The sequence below is a fragment of the Rouxiella sp. Mn2063 genome (genome assembly GCF_049319665.1).
Taxonomy (GTDB): Bacteria; Pseudomonadota; Gammaproteobacteria; order Enterobacterales; family Enterobacteriaceae; genus JBMOUD01.
In genome coordinates this window covers 32,011-48,868 of the sequence record NZ_JBMOUD010000005.1, presented here as the reverse complement: position 1 = coordinate 48,868, position 16,858 = coordinate 32,011, and the positions used below count along the sequence as shown (strand labels likewise).

General features: G+C 47.7%; 11 protein-coding genes. 8 read left to right on the top strand and 3 right to left on the bottom strand.

Annotated features, from left to right (window positions below; translation table 11 throughout):
- A complete protein-coding gene (gene mtnN / locus ACL9RG_RS09685) occupies positions 1-702 on the bottom strand; it encodes a 5'-methylthioadenosine/S-adenosylhomocysteine nucleosidase (protein WP_422792396.1) in 702 nt (233 codons plus the stop codon).
- Positions 703-1,167: 465 nt separating this feature from the next.
- On the opposite strand from mtnN, the gene dgt reads away from it, so the two are divergent.
- Positions 1,168-2,688 (top strand): dGTPase, encoded by a 1,521-nt coding sequence (dgt, locus tag ACL9RG_RS09680; protein ID WP_422792395.1) that lies wholly within the window; start codon positions 1,168-1,170, stop codon positions 2,686-2,688.
- 211 nt (positions 2,689-2,899) lie between these two features.
- On the top strand, positions 2,900-4,336 hold the full coding sequence (degP, locus tag ACL9RG_RS09675) for a serine endoprotease DegP (protein WP_422792394.1): 1,437 nt from the start codon (positions 2,900-2,902) through the stop codon (positions 4,334-4,336).
- Positions 4,337-4,448: 112 nt separating this feature from the next.
- On the opposite strand, the gene barA is transcribed toward degP, so the two are convergent.
- Entirely contained in the window at positions 4,449-7,193 is a 2,745-nt protein-coding gene (gene barA / locus ACL9RG_RS09670; protein ID WP_422792393.1) for a two-component sensor histidine kinase BarA, read from the bottom strand.
- Positions 7,194-7,258: 65 nt separating this feature from the next.
- Between barA and rlmD the strand changes: the two genes are divergently transcribed.
- The 6 genes from rlmD to queE all read left to right on the top strand — a co-directional run bounded on the left by rlmD (position 7,259) and on the right by queE (position 16,227).
- Positions 7,259-8,602 (top strand): 23S rRNA (uracil(1939)-C(5))-methyltransferase RlmD, encoded by a 1,344-nt coding sequence (gene rlmD / locus ACL9RG_RS09665; protein WP_422792595.1) that lies wholly within the window; start codon positions 7,259-7,261, stop codon positions 8,600-8,602.
- A 100-nt stretch (positions 8,603-8,702) separates the two neighbouring features.
- On the top strand, positions 8,703-10,940 hold the full coding sequence (gene relA, locus ACL9RG_RS09660; protein ID WP_422792392.1) for a GTP diphosphokinase: 2,238 nt from the start codon (positions 8,703-8,705) through the stop codon (positions 10,938-10,940).
- Between the two features lie 259 nt (positions 10,941-11,199).
- On the top strand, positions 11,200-12,003 hold the full coding sequence (gene mazG, locus ACL9RG_RS09655; RefSeq protein WP_422792391.1) for a nucleoside triphosphate pyrophosphohydrolase: 804 nt from the start codon (positions 11,200-11,202) through the stop codon (positions 12,001-12,003).
- A 353-nt stretch (positions 12,004-12,356) separates the two neighbouring features.
- On the top strand, positions 12,357-13,994 hold the full coding sequence (gene pyrG, locus ACL9RG_RS09650) for a glutamine hydrolyzing CTP synthase (protein WP_422792390.1): 1,638 nt from the start codon (positions 12,357-12,359) through the stop codon (positions 13,992-13,994).
- 90 nt (positions 13,995-14,084) lie between these two features.
- Positions 14,085-15,380 (top strand): phosphopyruvate hydratase, encoded by a 1,296-nt coding sequence (gene eno / locus ACL9RG_RS09645; protein WP_422792389.1) that lies wholly within the window; start codon positions 14,085-14,087, stop codon positions 15,378-15,380.
- Between the two features lie 175 nt (positions 15,381-15,555).
- A complete protein-coding gene (gene queE, locus ACL9RG_RS09640; protein ID WP_422792388.1) occupies positions 15,556-16,227 on the top strand; it encodes a 7-carboxy-7-deazaguanine synthase QueE in 672 nt (223 codons plus the stop codon).
- A gap of 126 nt (positions 16,228-16,353) precedes the next feature.
- On the opposite strand, the gene queD is transcribed toward queE, so the two are convergent.
- The gene (gene queD / locus ACL9RG_RS09635) at positions 16,354-16,716 is read right to left on the bottom strand and encodes a 6-carboxytetrahydropterin synthase QueD (RefSeq protein ID WP_422792387.1); all 363 of its coding nucleotides are present in this window, start codon (positions 16,714-16,716) and stop codon (positions 16,354-16,356) included.
- Positions 16,717-16,858: the final 142 nt, after the last annotated feature.

The following is a 16,858-nucleotide window of genomic DNA, read 5'->3' as shown; positions in this document are numbered from 1 at the left end:
TTATGTGTTATCCGCCAACGCCTGTACCATCGCATCAACCATCAGCGTGGATTGTTGTGCCGCGACGACCAAGAACTCTTCGAAGCTCAGATGTGATTCGCTATCGGCAACATCAGAAATAGCGCGTACAACCACGAAAGGTGTTTCGAAAAGATGGCAGACATGACCGATAGCTGCAGCTTCCATTTCTACCGCGCTAACCTGCGGGAAAGTTGCACGAATTCGTGCCAGTGGCTCAGCACCATTAATAAATGCGTCACCGCTGCAAATCAGGCCGCGGACCGCATTTAAATCTAATTTTGCAATGCAGCGTTCAGCCAACTCGATCAGCGGCGCATTGGCGACAAAAGCTGCCGGGCAACCGGCCATCTGGCCTGGCTCATAACCAAAGGCAGTCACGTCAGCATCGTGATAGCGTACTTCGGTGGATACCACGATATCGCCAACTTTCAATGAAGATGCAAGACCGCCGGCAGAACCAGTATTAATCACCACATCAGGTCGGCAATGTTCAAGCAATAAAGTCGTACCCATTGCCGCAGAGACTTTACCGATACCTGATTTCAGCAAAGCTACATCGACGCCGTGCAGTTTACCGGTATAAATTTCACAGCCACCACGTTGCAGCGTTTGGCGATTTTCGATTTTGTCACGCAGCAGGATAACTTCTTGTTCCATTGCGCCAATGATGCCTACTTTCATATAAATCCCCATGCATAATCATGATTGATGCCGCTAACATTTAGCAGCCTGACGTTAATTGGAGTGACACAGTCTAATTAGATGCGGCATAGTCTACCATACCCGTCATACTTCAAGATGCAGCGGTGTTGGCTTCCCTTGTTCACCCGAATCACTTACTTATGTAAGCTCATCGGGATTCGCTCGGTTGCCGCCTAGCTGCCTCTCGAAGTCTATAGGGTATTACCCGTCATACTTGAAGATGCGGCGGTGTTGGCTTCCCTTGTTCACCCGAATCACTTACTTATGTAAGCTCATCGGGATTCGCTCGGTTGCCGCCTGGCTGCCTCTCGAAGTCTATAGGGTATTACCCGTCATGCTTCAAGATGCAGTGGTGTTGGCTTCTAGTATGGGGGGCAGGTTACCTGTAAATTAACCGTAAAAAACGGTAAACGTGGCGCTAATGTGACGAATAAGGCAGGAAATATGTCGAGGATCGATTTTAAGCAGAAATTTAATTTTCAGCGCCCCTTTAGTTCGCCGATTAACGCCGAGGATGAATATGACGTGGTGCGGCAATTTGAAAGTGACCGCGGGCGTATTATCAACTCTGCGGCTATTCGTCGGTTGCAGCAAAAAACGCAGGTTTTCCCGCTAGAAAAAAATGCCGCGGTTCGCAGCCGATTGACTCATTCTCTTGAGGTCCAACAGGTTGGCCGCCATATCGCCAAAGAGATATTGCATCGTTTACACCAGCAAGGGAAAACCGCGGCTCTTGGTCTGAATGATTGTAGCGATCCTTTTGAAAGTGTTGTAGAAATGGCTTGTTTGATGCATGACATCGGCAACCCACCTTTTGGGCATTTTGGTGAATCAGCGATTAATAACTGGTTTGCGAAACACATGGATAAGGCTCAGGCAGACATCAGCACCGAGCCTGAAAAAGATCGCTGCGCGGTGACTTTTTTACGTATGCAGCATGGGCAAGATTCGCTTAATGAATTGCGGCAAAAAATCCGCTATGACCTGAGCAATTTTGACGGCAATGCGCAAGCGATGCGCTTGGTGTTTACGCTGCTCAAGCTGAATTTAACCTTCTCCCAAACGGCGTGTATTCTCAAATATACCCGTCCTGCTTATTGGTCGCAGCCGCTGCCGGATGCCTTTAACTATCTGATGAAAAAACCGGGTTTTTATCTGGCAGAAGAGCCGGCCATCCAGCGAATGCGTCAAGAATTACAACTGGGAGAGTTTCAGCGTTTCCCGCTGACTTACATTATGGAAGCCGCGGATGATATTTCTTATTGCATCGCAGACCTGGAGGATGCGGTCGAGAAAAATATTTTCACTGTTGACCAGTTGTATAAACATTTGTCAAACGAGTGGGGAAACAGTGAAGCGGGAGACTGGTTTGAGAAGGTCGTGGCTACTGCATACAAAAAAATGAATAATGCCAAAAACTTCCGTCACCCAGTAGATTATTTCTTTATGGATTTAAGGGTGCAAACCGTTAAGCAGCTCGTACCACATGCCGCATCGCGTTTTATTGATAATATCTCTGCAATATATAGCGGGACATTTAATCAGGCGCTGCTTGAAGATGTCAGCCAAGCTAATCGTTTATTAAAGATATATAAAAATGTGGCGCTTAAACACGTGTTTAATCATCCAGAGGTTGAAGAGCTGGAATTGCAAGGATACAGAGTAATCAGTGGGTTACTTGATATATATAGCCCGATTCTCGATATGCCGTTGGCTGAGTTTGAAAAGCTGGTAACTGAGGATACTCATCGTTCTTATCCTATTGAAACTAGGTTGTTTCATAAAATTTCATCGAAGCATAGACTGGCTTATAGCGAAGCGGTTCAAGCTTTCGCTACACAGTCAGACGCGTATCATCAGGTGTTCGAATATTATTATCGAGCGAGGATGATTCAAGATTATATCAGCGGTATGACCGACATTTATGCTTATGACGAATATAGGCGGTTGATGGCTGCCGAATAAAGCAAAGGAGGCTTTTATTTTTTAGGTGAATTATCGGTCTGACTTGTGCTGGTTAAAAAATGCCCATTTGTAAATATCTCCAATAATTTTTTACCATTGTCAGATCGACGAATTATGAACTTCAGGTGATTAATTAAATCTCAGTAACACCAATACCTGGCAAGGTGGCAAGTATTTTGTCGCCATTATTAATTTAAAGAGATTTTGACTGATGAAAAAAACTACTCTATTCCTCAGCGCACTTGCGCTTAGTATCGGTATGGCTGTGGCGCCAGTTTCATCGGCATTTGCAGCTGAAACGGCTTCTTCTAGCTCAACGCAAGTGCCGAGCCTTGCGCCAATGCTGGCGAAAGTCATGCCCTCTGTAGTGAGTATCAATGTAGAAGGCAGCGCTCCGGTCAAAACGCCACGGATGGGGCAACAATTCCAACAATTCTTCGGTGAGAATTCACCACTTTGCCAAGATGGTTCTCCATTCCAAGGTTCACCAGTTTGCCAGCAGGGCGGTGGTGATGGTCAGGCAGCCCCTGCCAAACAAGATTTCCAAGCATTGGGTTCTGGCGTGATTATCGATGCCGATAAAGGCTATGTCGTGACCAATAACCACGTGGTTGAGAATGCTGATAAGATCCACGTTCAGCTGAATGATGGTCGTCGTTTTGATGCAAAAGTCATCGGCAAAGATCCGCGTTCAGATATCGCGGTGATCCAGCTGATTGGGGCTAAAAACCTGACTGCAATTAAGATTGCAGATTCCGAACAGTTGCGCGTCGGTGATTACACCGTAGCTATCGGCAACCCTTACGGGCTCGGTGAAACGGCGACTTCAGGTATTGTTTCTGCGCTGGGACGTAGCGGCCTGAACATCGAAAATTATGAAAACTTTATCCAGACCGATGCGGCAATCAACCGTGGTAACTCCGGCGGTGCATTGGTTAACCTCAACGGCGAGCTGATTGGTTTGAACACGGCAATTCTGGCTCCAGATGGTGGTAACATCGGTATCGGCTTTGCTATCCCAAGTAACATGGTGCAAAACCTGTCTAAACAGATGATCGAATTTGGTCAGGTTAAACGCGGCGAGCTTGGCATCATGGGAACCGAGCTCAACTCTGAGCTGGCGAAAGCAATGAATGTTGACGCGCAACGCGGTGCCTTTATCAGCCAGGTTCTGCCAAAATCTTCGGCAGAGAAAGCCGGTATTAAAGCGGGCGACGTGATTGTTAGCATGAATGGTAAGGCTATTAGCAGCTTCGCCTCTTTCCGCGCAGATATTGGTACGATGCCGGTTGGCTCGAAAATCAACTTGGGCCTGCTGCGTAACGGTAAACCAGTCAACGTTGAAGTAACTTTGCAGCAAAGCAGCCAAGCGCCACAGATTGATTCTGGCAATATCTACACCGGTATCGAAGGTGCTGAATTGTCGAACTCTGATGCTAATGGTCAGAAAGGCGTTAAAGTTGATAACGTGAAACCAGGTTCAAGAGCGGCTCGCGTTGGTCTGAAGAAAGGTGATGTTATCCTGGGTGTGAACCAGCAGAAAGTCGAAAATCTTGGTGAATTACGCAAAATCCTCGATGCCAAACCTTCTGTTCTGGCGCTGGATATTCAGCGTGGTGATACCTCAATCTACTTGCTGGCACAGTAATCGCGCAGCAAGATTAATGGCGGGCTGATTCTGGCCCACATGATAAAAATAAGGCACGCGATAGCGTGCCTTATTTTATTCAATTTTTGATATTGTACTCAGGCAGTTTGCCTTATAAATAGTCTTTCGCCGCCTGCGTAACACTTTCTATTTCATCAAGTAATTCCAGCCATTCTGGCTCGAGATCGATGAGCGGCACATGGTGACGCAATTGTTGCTCGAGATAACGGCACGACTCTTTCAAACGAGGTACACCGCTATAGCTACAACTGCCGTGGAGTTTATGGATCAGTGCTTCAATATCATCGTCTGGCTTGCCTTGTAAAATGGCTTCAACTCGACTGACAACTTGCGGTAAAAACTCGACCAGCATCTGCAATAAATCTTTCGCTAAATCAGCCTTATTGGCTGATTGGCGCAGTGCTAAATCCCAATCGAGAGTGATGAGAGGTTTGTTATTTTCTTCTGGTAAGTGTGCCGGGGCCTGCGTTTGTACTATAGGTTCTTGCGTTGAGTAACGACGCATTACCACGCGTTTTAACATCTCTTCATCAATGGGTTTTGCCAAATAATCTTCCATTCCCATTTTTAGTAGCTGTTCCCGCTCGCTACTAAGTGAGTGTGCGGTGACGGCAACAATTGGCGTATTGATGTGCCTTGGAATTTGATGAATTAACTCGCTGGTACGAATGCCGTCAATCTTCGGCATCTGAATATCCATCAAAATGATATCGAGATCGCGGTCGCGGGCCATTTCTATAGCTTCCTCACCACTGTGGCACAGCAATGTATGCTCAACCAATTCTTCGAGTAACGTACCTATCAGCTTTAAGTTCGCCGGGTTATCGTCTACTGCCATTGCGGTGAGTGGTAAGCGTGCTTCTTTGAATGTTTTTTCTGGCGAGCCTTCTCGCGGTGCGAGTAAATAAGGCAGTAACCGCACGCTAGAGATTGGCTTAATAATACAAGCATATACCCCCTGCGTTTTTAGCTGATCGGCATAAATCTGGAATTGGCTCGGCAGGGCAAGGATGAGCTTGTCACTTATTTCCATTAGCTGTTCTATCGCCGCTTGATACTCCGCAAGCTGTTGGTTTATGCGAATCGGAATGCCGTATAAAATAACGTCATAGTGCTCTTTTGGCAGCAAGGAAATATTGGTGTACTGAGCAATATCTAGCGGGGTTTTGCTCAACATTTCGAGCGTACATTTTGTCGCTGCAGTATTCGCTTCAATATAAGCCAGACGTTTGCCGACCAGATTATCCATCAGCAGTGGGGTGCTGTGATAGTTGCTATTGAGTTCCAGCGTGATGTGGAACCAGAAGGTTGAGCCGCGGTTTATTTGGCTATAGAAGCTAATATCTCCGCCCATTTCTTTCACCAGTCGTTGGGTGATAACCAGACCCAGTCCGGTTCCGCCGTGTCGACGAGTAATGCTGGCATCCGCTTGACGGAAAGCCTGGAAAAGCTGTGATTGCTGACGTTCTGAAATACCGATGCCAGTATCGTGAATCTGTACTTCTAACTCGACTTGTTGATTGTTGAGTGAGCGTAACTCGACATTAATATCAATGTTGCCATTTTCAGTAAATTTAATGGCATTACCCAGCAAGTTAGTGACAACTTGCTGCAAACGCATCGGATCACCGAAGAGGTTTTCCGGCACGTTATTATGTACATTGATAGTCACTTCCAGCCCTTTTTCATGAGCGGAATGTGCCAGCAAGATCAGCACTTCATCAAGCATTTCTCGTAATGAGAATGGAATATGCTCCAACACCAATTTGCCCGCTTCTAGTTTCGAGAAGTCGAGGACATCGTTAATGATGGTTAATAGATTATTTGCTGAGCGTTCAATGGTTTGCAGATAATCAGTTTGCGTCGGCGATAGCTGAGTTTTTAACGTCTGGCGGGTGAATCCTATTACGCCGTTAAGTGGCGTTCGCAGCTCATGCGACATATTTGCCAGGAACTCGGATTTAATACGCGCGGCTTCTTGAGCGCGTTTTTTAGCTAAATCGAGTTCGACGTTCTGGATTTCCATCTGTTCTAGCGTTTCGCGCAGATCCGAGGTGGCTTGATCGATATTTTGCTGCACTTCTTCGTGATAAGCCGTTAATGACATTGCCATCGAGTTAATGCCGTTTTTCAGCATATTCAACTCACCGAGCATATTCCCTTCGACACGGCTGTCCAATTGCCCACGACGAATACGGTCAACGGTGTTGACCATATTGCGGATTGGGCCTGTCACATCACGCACTAATCGATAGGCGAACAGCGTGGCGATTAGCAGACACACCAATAGCATCATCGTCGAGATGAATGCTTCTTGATATTGCTGCAAACGAACGGCTTTGAGATCCAACTCGATGGCGATATAACCGAGATTATGCTGTGGTGAAATTTGGAAAGCATTGTCATCTTCGGTCGTATAGTTCTCCGCCACAATCGGCGTGCGCAATACCAGCACATCACCAAATTGTTCGCGGTCTAATTTAACCGGGATTTTTCTGCCGGCCTCTATCTGCAATAAACGGCGATCGCGCAATGCGTTTGATGAAGCAAAAAGTTTGTTATCGGCGTCGTATACACTGATCGCTCGAACAATATCAGAGTGAGTACGGTGCAAACGGTCAATCAATCTGGTGACCGGATCGTGCTCACGAAAGGTCATGCCATATTCACTGGCTACCGCGAGCGGCTCAATAATACTGGCGCCTGATTCGATGATTTGTTTTTGCAATTCGTTATAACGATGCACCACAAAGAAGGTGCTAAGTAGCAAACCGATCAGTAAAGTCGGTGCCAAAATCAAAATCATCATCCGTGCACGAAGGCTGTATTTGGTCATGGGGTTCCAATGTGGGAGAATTGGCAGCTGACGTAAGCTTAATGAACCAGTGTGCAAACGACAATATGGCCCAATTCTACTCTCCTAACCGGCGTAAGACGACCCGGCAAACAATAACAGTCACCGCGACTGACCTCGATGCTTTTGGGCAGGGAGTCGCGCGGCATAATGGCAAAGCAGTTTTTGTCAGCGGGTTATTACCCGGTGAACAGGCTGAAGTTATGCTCACTGAAGATAAACGCCACTTTTCTAAGGGGCGCCTAACGCGTTTATTGAGCAGTAGTGAGCAGCGCGTAAAACCTGCTTGCCCACATTTTTCTGTCTGTGGCGGCTGTCAACAGCAGCACGCGAGCATCGAACTACAACAGCGTAGCAAATCTGCGTCATTGTTGCGGTTGATTGCTCAAGAAACAGGTATAACAGCAGAACCCGCTGCCGTCATTGCTGGGCCTGATTATGGTTATCGCAGACGAGCAAGACTGGGATTGCAGCTTTCCGTGCTCAAGTCACAAAAAGGTAAGCCAGTGGCGACTGACACTTTGTTAATGGGCTTTCGTCAGGAAGGTTCGAATGACTTAGTGAGTATTCGTCATTGCCCGGTGCTGCGCCCTGAATTAGATCAATTACTTGTTCCTTTACATCAATGTTTGAGTTCTTTAGATGCGCTCAAACGTCTTGGGCATGTAGAGATGGTGCTGGCTGAAAATGGCCCCGTTGTTGTTTTACGGCATTTAGACCCACTCAGCCAAATGGATACTGAACGTTTGCAACGTTTTGCCACAACGCATTCAGTGATCCTGTTTTTAGCACCACAAAGTGATGAAATTGAAAAACTTTGCGGGGATGAACCTTTTTATCAAGTTGACGGTCTAGGCTTACAGTTCAACCCGCGTGATTTCATTCAGGTTAACGATGCGGTCAATCAGCAAATGGTTGCGCAGGCGATTGAATGGTTAAATATCGAGCCCGAAGATCGCGTATTAGACCTGTTTTGCGGCATGGGGAATTTCACACTACCTTTAGCCCGTCGCGCAAAGCACGTTGTTGGGGTAGAAGGTGTTGCTACGTTGGTAGCGAATGGGCAAGATAATGCCCGGCGGAATCATTTATCTAACGTCTCTTTCTTCCATGAGAATTTAGAAGACGATGTCAGCCGTCAGCCTTGGGCACAGCAGGGTTTCAATAAAATTTTATTGGATCCGGCGCGTGCGGGAGCAGCGGGTGTGATGTCGCATATAATTAAGCTTAATCCGCAGCGTGTGGTTTACGTATCATGTAACCCAACAACGTTGGCACGGGACAGCAAAATTTTATTGCAGGCGGGTTATCGATTAGCCGAGGTGCGTATGTTGGATATGTTTCCGCATACCGGGCACCTGGAATCGATGGCGCTGTTTATACTCGAGTAAGTTTAAGGTACAGGCCGTCAATATCCTGTATGTTGAAGGACGATGAGTATATCGACCAATCTGGTGCGTGAAGTGCATTGGGTGAATGTAGGGAGAAGATATGGTTGCGGTAAGAAGTGCGCATTTGAATACGGCTGGCGAGTTTGCGCTCGACGAGTGGATTACGACATTAGGCATTGCCAGCCAGGAATCATGTGAGCGTTTAGCCGAAACCTGGCGTTACTGCGAACAACAAACTCAGGGGCATGATAATGCTTCCCTGCTGTTGTGGCGTGGTTTGGAAATGGTCGAGATCCTCTCTACTCTGAGTATGGATCTCGACAGTATGCGTGCAGCATTACTGTTCCCGTTGGTTAATGATGGCGTTATTGACGAAGAAACGCTAAATCAAGAATTTGGCAAGAGCATCACAGATTTGGTGCATGGCGTCCGTGATATGGATGCTATTCGTCAGTTGAAAGCCACGCAAAATGATTCGATGGGATCTGAGCAGGTTGATAACGTTCGCCGCATGTTGCTGGCGATGGTGGAAGATTTCCGCTGCGTCGTGCTGAAACTGGCTGAACGTATTGCTCATCTACGTGAAGTAAAAGATGCGCCGGAAGAAGAGCGTGTTCTGGCGGCCAAAGAATGTACCAATATCTATGCGCCTCTGGCTAACCGTTTAGGTATCGGCCAGCTCAAATGGGAGCTGGAGGATTTCTGTTTCCGTTATTTGCATCCAGATGAATACAAGCGCATCGCCAAACTGCTGCACGAGCGTCGTATTGACCGTGAGCACTATATTGATGATTTCGTTTCTACTGTGCGCAAAGACATGGTGGAAGAGGGCATTAAGGTTGAAGTTTATGGCCGCCCGAAACATATCTATAGCATCTGGCGCAAGATGCAGAAAAAATCGCTCTCTTTTGATGAGTTATTTGATGTACGCGCTGTGCGTATCGTCGTGGAGCGTTTGCAAGACTGTTATGCCGCATTGGGGATTGTGCATACGCATTTTCGTCATCTGCCCGATGAATTTGACGACTACGTTGCTAACCCGAAACCTAACGGCTACCAATCAATTCACACAGTGGTACTCGGCCCGCGTGGTAAAACGCTGGAAGTGCAGATTCGTACCCGGCAAATGCATGAAGATGCCGAGTTAGGCGTTGCCGCGCACTGGAAATATAAAGAAGGGACAGCCGTACCTGGCGGTCGAAGTGGTAGCTACGAAGGGCGTATTGCCTGGCTACGTAAGCTTATCGCCTGGCAAGAAGAGATGTCCGATTCCGGCGAAATGCTCGACGAAGTTCGCAGCCAGGTCTTCGACGATCGCGTTTATGTCTTTACACCAAAAGGTGATGTGATCGATTTGCCTATGGGCTCGACGCCGTTGGACTTTGCGTATCATATTCATAGTGACATCGGACATCGTTGTATTGGTGCCAAGATCGGTGGGCGTATTGTCCCGTTCAGCTACCAATTACAAATGGGTGACCAGATCGATATCATCACCCAGAAGCATCCGAATCCAAGCCGCGATTGGCTAAACCCAAGTTTGGGGTACATTACGACCAGCCGCGGACGCTCGAAGATCCAAAACTGGTTCCGTAAGCAGGATCGCGATAAAAATATTTTGGCTGGGCGACAGATCCTCGACGATGAACTCGATCGTTTGGATATCAGTCTGAAAGATGCTGAAAAGCTGCTGATGCCGCGTTACAACGTTAACTCGCTGGATGAAGTATTGGCAGCGATTGGTAACGGTGATATCCGCGTCAACCAGATGGCGAATTACCTGCAATCACAGTTGAAAAAGCCGAGCGCAGAGGAGTTGGATAACGCAGCATTGCGCCAACTGACTCAGAAAACTACACGACCACCGACGCGCAGCAAAGATAATGGCCGCGTTGTCGTGGAAGGCGTAGGTAATCTGATGCACCACATTGCGCGCTGCTGTCAGCCGATCCCAGGCGATGAGATCGTCGGTTTTATTACCCAAGGCCGAGGAATCTCGATCCACCGTGCCGATTGTGATCAGCTTGAGGATCTGAAATCTCACGCGCCTGAACGTATTGTCGATGCGGTGTGGGGGGAAAGCTACTCCAGCGGGTACTCATTAGTATTGCGTGTGATTGCCAACGACAGAAGCGGGTTGCTGCGAGATATCACCACGATTTTGGCTAATGAAAAAGTCAACGTACTCGGTGTTGCCAGCCGCAGCGATACTAAAAAGCAGTTGGCGACTATCGATATGGATATTGAAATCTACAATCCGCAGGTGTTAAGTCGGGTTATTGCCAAGCTCAACCAACTGCCGGATGTCATCGAAGCCAAGCGCTTACACGGCAGCTAAATGTGATAGAAAAAGCCCGCTAGTCGGGCTGAGTTTGATGACAAAGTTGTCTTCGATATCGAGATACCCGGGTTTAGTAAAGCTAGGGGCGCTCCGGCGAGCAAGCTCGCTACGACCCCAACGCCTTACTTTCCCTAATAACCGACTTTGTCAGCAGTCTGAGCCCGCTAGTCGGGCTTTTTACTGCCTGCTCGTCAACCACATCGATTGGAAAATGTGGCGGTTTATTTTTTCTAAATACTAAAAAGTTGGACCCTTTATGACTCTTTCCCCGTTACAACGCCTGCTCGGTGTGATGAAAACCTTACGCGATCCGGATCTTGGCTGTGCTTGGGATAAAGTACAAACCTTCGAAACCATCGCCCCTTATACGTTGGAAGAAACCTACGAAGTGCTGGATGCTATCCAACGTCAGGATTACGGTGATTTGCGTGATGAGTTGGGCGATTTGCTATTTCAGGTGGTGTTTTACGCGCAGATGGGCAGTGAACAAGGGCTGTTTAACTTTGACGACATTTGCACCTCGATTGCCGATAAACTCGAGCGCCGTCATCCACATATTTTTGCTGCAGATGGTGCAGAGAAAACGGTTTTAGATAGTGCTCAGTTGGGCGGTAACTGGGAGAAAACTAAAGCGCGTGAACGCGCCGATAAGTCACTTTACTCTGCGCTCGATGATATCCCCGTTGCGTTGCCTGCGTTGATGAAAGCCCACAAGATCCAGAAACGCTGCGCGAGCGTGGGTTTTGATTGGACCACACTTGGCCCGGTGCTCGACAAAGTTTATGAAGAGATCGATGAAGTGATGTTTGAAGCCCGTCAGGCGGTGATCGACGAAGAGAAACTGGGTGAAGAGATCGGTGATTTACTGTTTGCCACAGTAAACTTATCCCGTCATTTAGGGCATAAGGCTGAAAATGCACTACAGGCCGCTAACCGTAAATTTGAGCGTCGTTTTCGTCAGGTTGAACAAATTATCCACGACCGCGGATTAACGATGGAAAATGCTACGCTAGAACAGATGGAAGAAGCCTGGCAGCAGATAAAAAAGCAGGAAAAATAATAGGTTACTCTTGCGGCAATGTGCAGGTGTGATCAATATCAAGATCAGTTTCTGCACGGCTGTTATGCTGCTTTTCGTCATATTTATGAGTAAATTGGCCATTTAAGCCAATGAATTGAAAATGAACATGTTTTTCTAAAGCTGAGCGGCTGTAATCAAGTATTTAAAAACCTATCCAACTGTTTTTAAATGGAAAAGCAGAGAGGGGAACTAAGTGAATAACCAGCATGATCTTGCAAGCTCACCAAACGAAATGAGTAAAACGAACGTTTGTGGCGCACTAAAGGTTCGGGTATACTGTTTTCCCGTCTTGGTTACTCCATCATCTTTAAACCTAACCTCTCAGGTTCAGCATGACAACTAATTATATTTTTGTGACCGGCGGGGTTGTATCCTCTCTGGGTAAAGGCATTGCCGCAGCCTCTCTGGCGGCTATTCTCGAAGCCCGTGGTTTGAACGTTACCATCATGAAGCTGGACCCGTATATCAACGTGGACCCAGGCACCATGAGCCCAACTCAGCACGGTGAAGTTTTTGTTACCGAAGACGGGGCAGAAACCGATCTTGACTTGGGCCACTACGAGCGTTTCATCCGTACCAAAATGACGCGTCGTAACAACTTCACCACTGGCCGTATCTACTCCGACGTTCTGCGTAAAGAACGCCGTGGCGATTATCTGGGCGCAACCATTCAGGTTATCCCACACATCACTAACGCTATCAAAGAACGCATCATCGAAGGTGGCGAAGGCCACGACGTCGTGCTGGTTGAAATCGGCGGTACTGTTGGTGATATCGAATCTCTGCCGTTCTTAGAAGCTATTCGCCAGATGGCGGTTGACGTAGGTCGTGAGCACACGCTGTACATGCACCTGACGTTGGTGCCTTACATGGCTGCTGCTGGTGAAGTTAAAACCAAACCGACCCAACACTCGGTGAAAGAGCTGCTGTCTATCGGTATTCAGCCAGACGTTTTAATCTGCCGTTCAGATCGTTCTGTGCCTGCCAACGAGCGCGCAAAAATTGCGTTGTTCTGTAATGTGCCAGAAAAAGCGGTGATTTCTCTAAAAGACGTCGATTCAATCTATAAAATCCCGGGTCTCTTGAAATCTCAGGGCCTAGACGATTATATTTGTAAACGATTCAGCTTAAATGCACCTGAAGCTAATTTGGGTGAATGGGAGCAGGTGATTTACGAAGAAGCCAATCCTGGTGGTGAAGTAAACATCGGTATGGTCGGTAAATACACCGAGCTGCCAGATGCTTATAAATCAGTGATTGAAGCGCTGAAACACGGCGGCCTGAAAAACCGTCTGACCGTGAATATTAAACTTATTGATTCGCAGGATGTCGAAACTCGCGGCGTAGAAATTCTGAAAGGTCTGGATGCAATCCTTATCCCGGGTGGCTTTGGCTACCGTGGTGTCGAAGGGAAAGTAATGACCGCTCAATATGCGCGTGAAAACAATATTCCTTATCTGGGTATCTGCCTGGGTATGCAGGTGGCATTGATGGAGTTTGCTCGTCATGTCGCCGGAATGGAGAATGCCAACTCCACCGAATTTATGCCAGACTGTAAGTATCCGGTTGTCGCATTGATCACCGAATGGCGCGATGAAGACGGTAATGTAGAAGTACGTTCTGAAGAGAGTGATTTGGGCGGTACTATGCGCGTTGGCGGTCAGTTGTGCCATCTGGCTGAAGGCAGCCTGGTTCGCCAGATGTATGGCGAGGCGACAATCACTGAACGTCACCGTCACCGCTATGAAGTGAACAATATGCTGCTCAAGCAGATTGAAGCTGCGGGCTTACGCGTTGCAGGTCGCTCTGGTGACAAGCAATTGGTGGAAATTATCGAGTTGCCAAATCACCCGTGGTTTGTGGCTTGCCAATTCCACCCAGAATTTACGTCAACGCCACGTGATGGTCACCCGTTGTTTGCAGGCTTTGTGAAGGCTGCCGGTGAGTATCAGAAGCGCCAAGTAAAGTAGTGTGAATATATAGAGAATCGATGCGCGGCCTAAGTGCGGCGCATCGTTTGTCTGACAGAGTTTAGTTTAACTTGTACTGAGGAAATCCTAATGTCCAAAATCGTTAAAGTGCTCGGTCGCGAAATTATCGACTCTCGTGGTAACCCGACTGTAGAAGCTGAAGTTCACCTGGAAGGCGGTTTCGTAGGTTTGGCTGCTGCTCCATCTGGTGCTTCTACTGGTTCCCGTGAAGCACTGGAACTGCGTGACGGCGACAAGTCTCGTTACCTGGGCAAGGGCGTGACTAAAGCCGTTGCAGCAGTAAACGGTCCTATCGCTCAAGCTGTACTGGGTAAAGATGCTAAAGACCAGGCTAACATCGACAAGATCATGATCGATCTCGATGGTACCGAAAACAAATCTCAGTTCGGTGCAAACGCGATTCTGGCAGTTTCTCTGGCAGCAGCTAAAGCAGCAGCAGCGTCTAAAGGCCTGCCTCTGTACGCACACATCGCTGAACTGAATGGCACCCCAGGCAAATACTCTATGCCTCTGCCTATGATGAACATCATCAACGGCGGTGAGCACGCGGATAACAACGTCGACATTCAAGAGTTCATGATCCAGCCTGTTGGCGCTAAAACTCTGAAAGAAGCGGTTCGTATCGGTTCTGAAGTGTTCCATACTCTGGCTAAAGTACTGAAAGCTAAAGGCATGAGCACTGCTGTTGGTGACGAAGGTGGCTATGCGCCAAACCTGGGTTCTAACGCAGAAGCACTGGCTGTTATCGCTGAAGCGGTTAAGCAAGCAGGTTACGAGCTGGGCAAAGACGTTACCCTGGCGATGGACTGTGCAGCATCTGAATTCTACAAAGATGGCAAATATGTGCTGGCTGGCGAAGGCAACAAAGCTTTCACTTCTGAAGAGTTCACTCACTTCCTGGAAGACCTGACCAAGCAATATCCAATCGTTTCTATCGAAGACGGTCTGGACGAATCTGACTGGGCTGGTTTCGCATACCAGACCAAAGTGCTGGGCGACAAAATCCAGCTGGTTGGTGACGACCTGTTCGTAACTAACACCAAGATCCTGAAAGAAGGTATCGAAAAAGGTATCGCTAACTCCATCCTGATCAAATTCAACCAGATCGGTTCTCTGACCGAAACTCTGGCTGCGATCAAAATGGCGAAAGATGCTGGTTACACCGCAGTTATCTCTCACCGTTCAGGTGAAACTGAAGATGCAACCATCGCTGACCTGGCGGTAGGTACTGCAGCTGGCCAGATCAAAACAGGTTCTATGAGCCGTTCTGACCGCGTTGCTAAATACAACCAGCTGATTCGTATCGAAGAAGCACTGGGTGATGCAGCACCGTTCAACGGTCTGAAAGAAGTTAAAGGCCAGTAATTTCTGCCTTAGCTTTTGAGAAACCCGCTTCGGCGGGTTTTTTACTTTTTTATCTTGCTGGCTTATGCGTTTTAGCGGCTTTTTATTTTTTTTCTAGGTTAGAATTTATACGCAATTGAATGGCGGACTCGCCGTAAGCATTGCGCATACGTTTTACCCAATGATTGAGACACTGATGCAATATCCGATTAATGAAATGTTCGAAACCCTGCAAGGGGAAGGCTACTTTACCGGCGTGCCGGCAATTTTTATTCGCTTACAAGGTTGTCCGGTAGGTTGTAGCTGGTGTGATACCAAGCATACCTGGGAAAAAATCGCCGATCGTGAAGTGGACTTGCAGCGAATTCTGGTCAAAACCGAGGAGAGCGATGCTTGGGGAAACGCCACTGCCGAACAGTTGTATCAGGTTATCGTTCAGCAAGGTTATACTGCGCGCCATGTAGTGATCACCGGTGGTGAACCGAGTATTTATGACCTGCAACCGCTTACCAGCGTGCTAGAAGCGAACGGTTTTAGCTGCCAAATAGAAACCAGCGGTACCCATGAAGTACGTTGCTCAGTGAATACTTGGGTGACGGTATCGCCGAAAGTGAATATGCGTGGCGGGTATGACATCCTACCGCAGGCGCTCACTCGTGCTGATGAGGTGAAGCATCCGGTCGCTCGTCAGCGAGACATTGAAGCGTTAGAAAAACTACTCGAGAGCCTGAACGATGACAAAGCGCGAATTATTGCTTTGCAACCGATCAGTCAGAAAGACGACGCCACCAAGTTGTGTATTGCAACATGCATTGCAAAAAACTGGCGGCTATCGATGCAGACTCATAAATATCTTAATATTGCCTGAGTTGGGTCTGGTGGCTAACGTTGCTGACAACAATCGATACAGCAACAAACAGTACAGCATCAAACAACAATACCGTATTAAATAAAAGTAACCGGGGCGTTATCTTCTGATTATTAATGCCCTTGGTTATTCACCGCGATAGACACAGCCTGCAGTGCAAGTCTCTTTTACGCGTACCGCGCTAAGAATCGGAATTAACGGTTTTACTTTCTTCCAGATCCATTCTGCCAACACTTCGCTGGTTGGGTTCTCAAGTCCTGGGATCTCGTTAAGGTAATAGTGATCCAAGCTATCGAGGATAGGTGCAAAAGCGGCTTTCAGATCGGCAAAATCCATCACCCAGCCGGTATGAGGATCGACTTCACCGGTGATTTCTAAGCGTACAGTGAAAGAGTGGCCGTGCAAGCGCCCACATTTGTGTCCTGCGGGGACGTGAGGCAAATAGTGCGCGGCTTCGAACTGAAAATCTTTGAACAAAGTGGTTATCATGGCTCGGTCTCATTGACTAAAAAAAACGCCGCATAGTAACGGAAACGCGGCTTATGCGCCATGAGTTATCTGCTGTTTTACCCTATCACTATTGAGCGTTGGTGTATTTACTCGGGGTGGGTCATTGGCTTACAGTGAATCG

What these genes read in the sequence shown, in the direction of transcription:
- mtnN (WP_422792396.1), bottom strand. Translation starts at nt 702, where the DNA reads ATGAAAGTAGGCATCATTGGCGCAATGGAACAAGAAGTTATCCTGCTG.
- dgt (WP_422792395.1), top strand. Translation starts at nt 1,168, where the DNA reads ATGTCGAGGATCGATTTTAAGCAGAAATTTAATTTTCAGCGCCCCTTT.
- degP (WP_422792394.1), top strand. Translation starts at nt 2,900, where the DNA reads ATGAAAAAAACTACTCTATTCCTCAGCGCACTTGCGCTTAGTATCGGT.
- barA (WP_422792393.1), bottom strand. Translation starts at nt 7,193, where the DNA reads ATGACCAAATACAGCCTTCGTGCACGGATGATGATTTTGATTTTGGCA.
- rlmD (WP_422792595.1), top strand. Translation starts at nt 7,259, where the DNA reads ATGGCCCAATTCTACTCTCCTAACCGGCGTAAGACGACCCGGCAAACA.
- relA (WP_422792392.1), top strand. Translation starts at nt 8,703, where the DNA reads ATGGTTGCGGTAAGAAGTGCGCATTTGAATACGGCTGGCGAGTTTGCG.
- mazG (WP_422792391.1), top strand. Translation starts at nt 11,200, where the DNA reads ATGACTCTTTCCCCGTTACAACGCCTGCTCGGTGTGATGAAAACCTTA.
- pyrG (WP_422792390.1), top strand. Translation starts at nt 12,357, where the DNA reads ATGACAACTAATTATATTTTTGTGACCGGCGGGGTTGTATCCTCTCTG.
- eno (WP_422792389.1), top strand. Translation starts at nt 14,085, where the DNA reads ATGTCCAAAATCGTTAAAGTGCTCGGTCGCGAAATTATCGACTCTCGT.
- queE (WP_422792388.1), top strand. Translation starts at nt 15,556, where the DNA reads ATGCAATATCCGATTAATGAAATGTTCGAAACCCTGCAAGGGGAAGGC.
- queD (WP_422792387.1), bottom strand. Translation starts at nt 16,716, where the DNA reads ATGATAACCACTTTGTTCAAAGATTTTCAGTTCGAAGCCGCGCACTAT.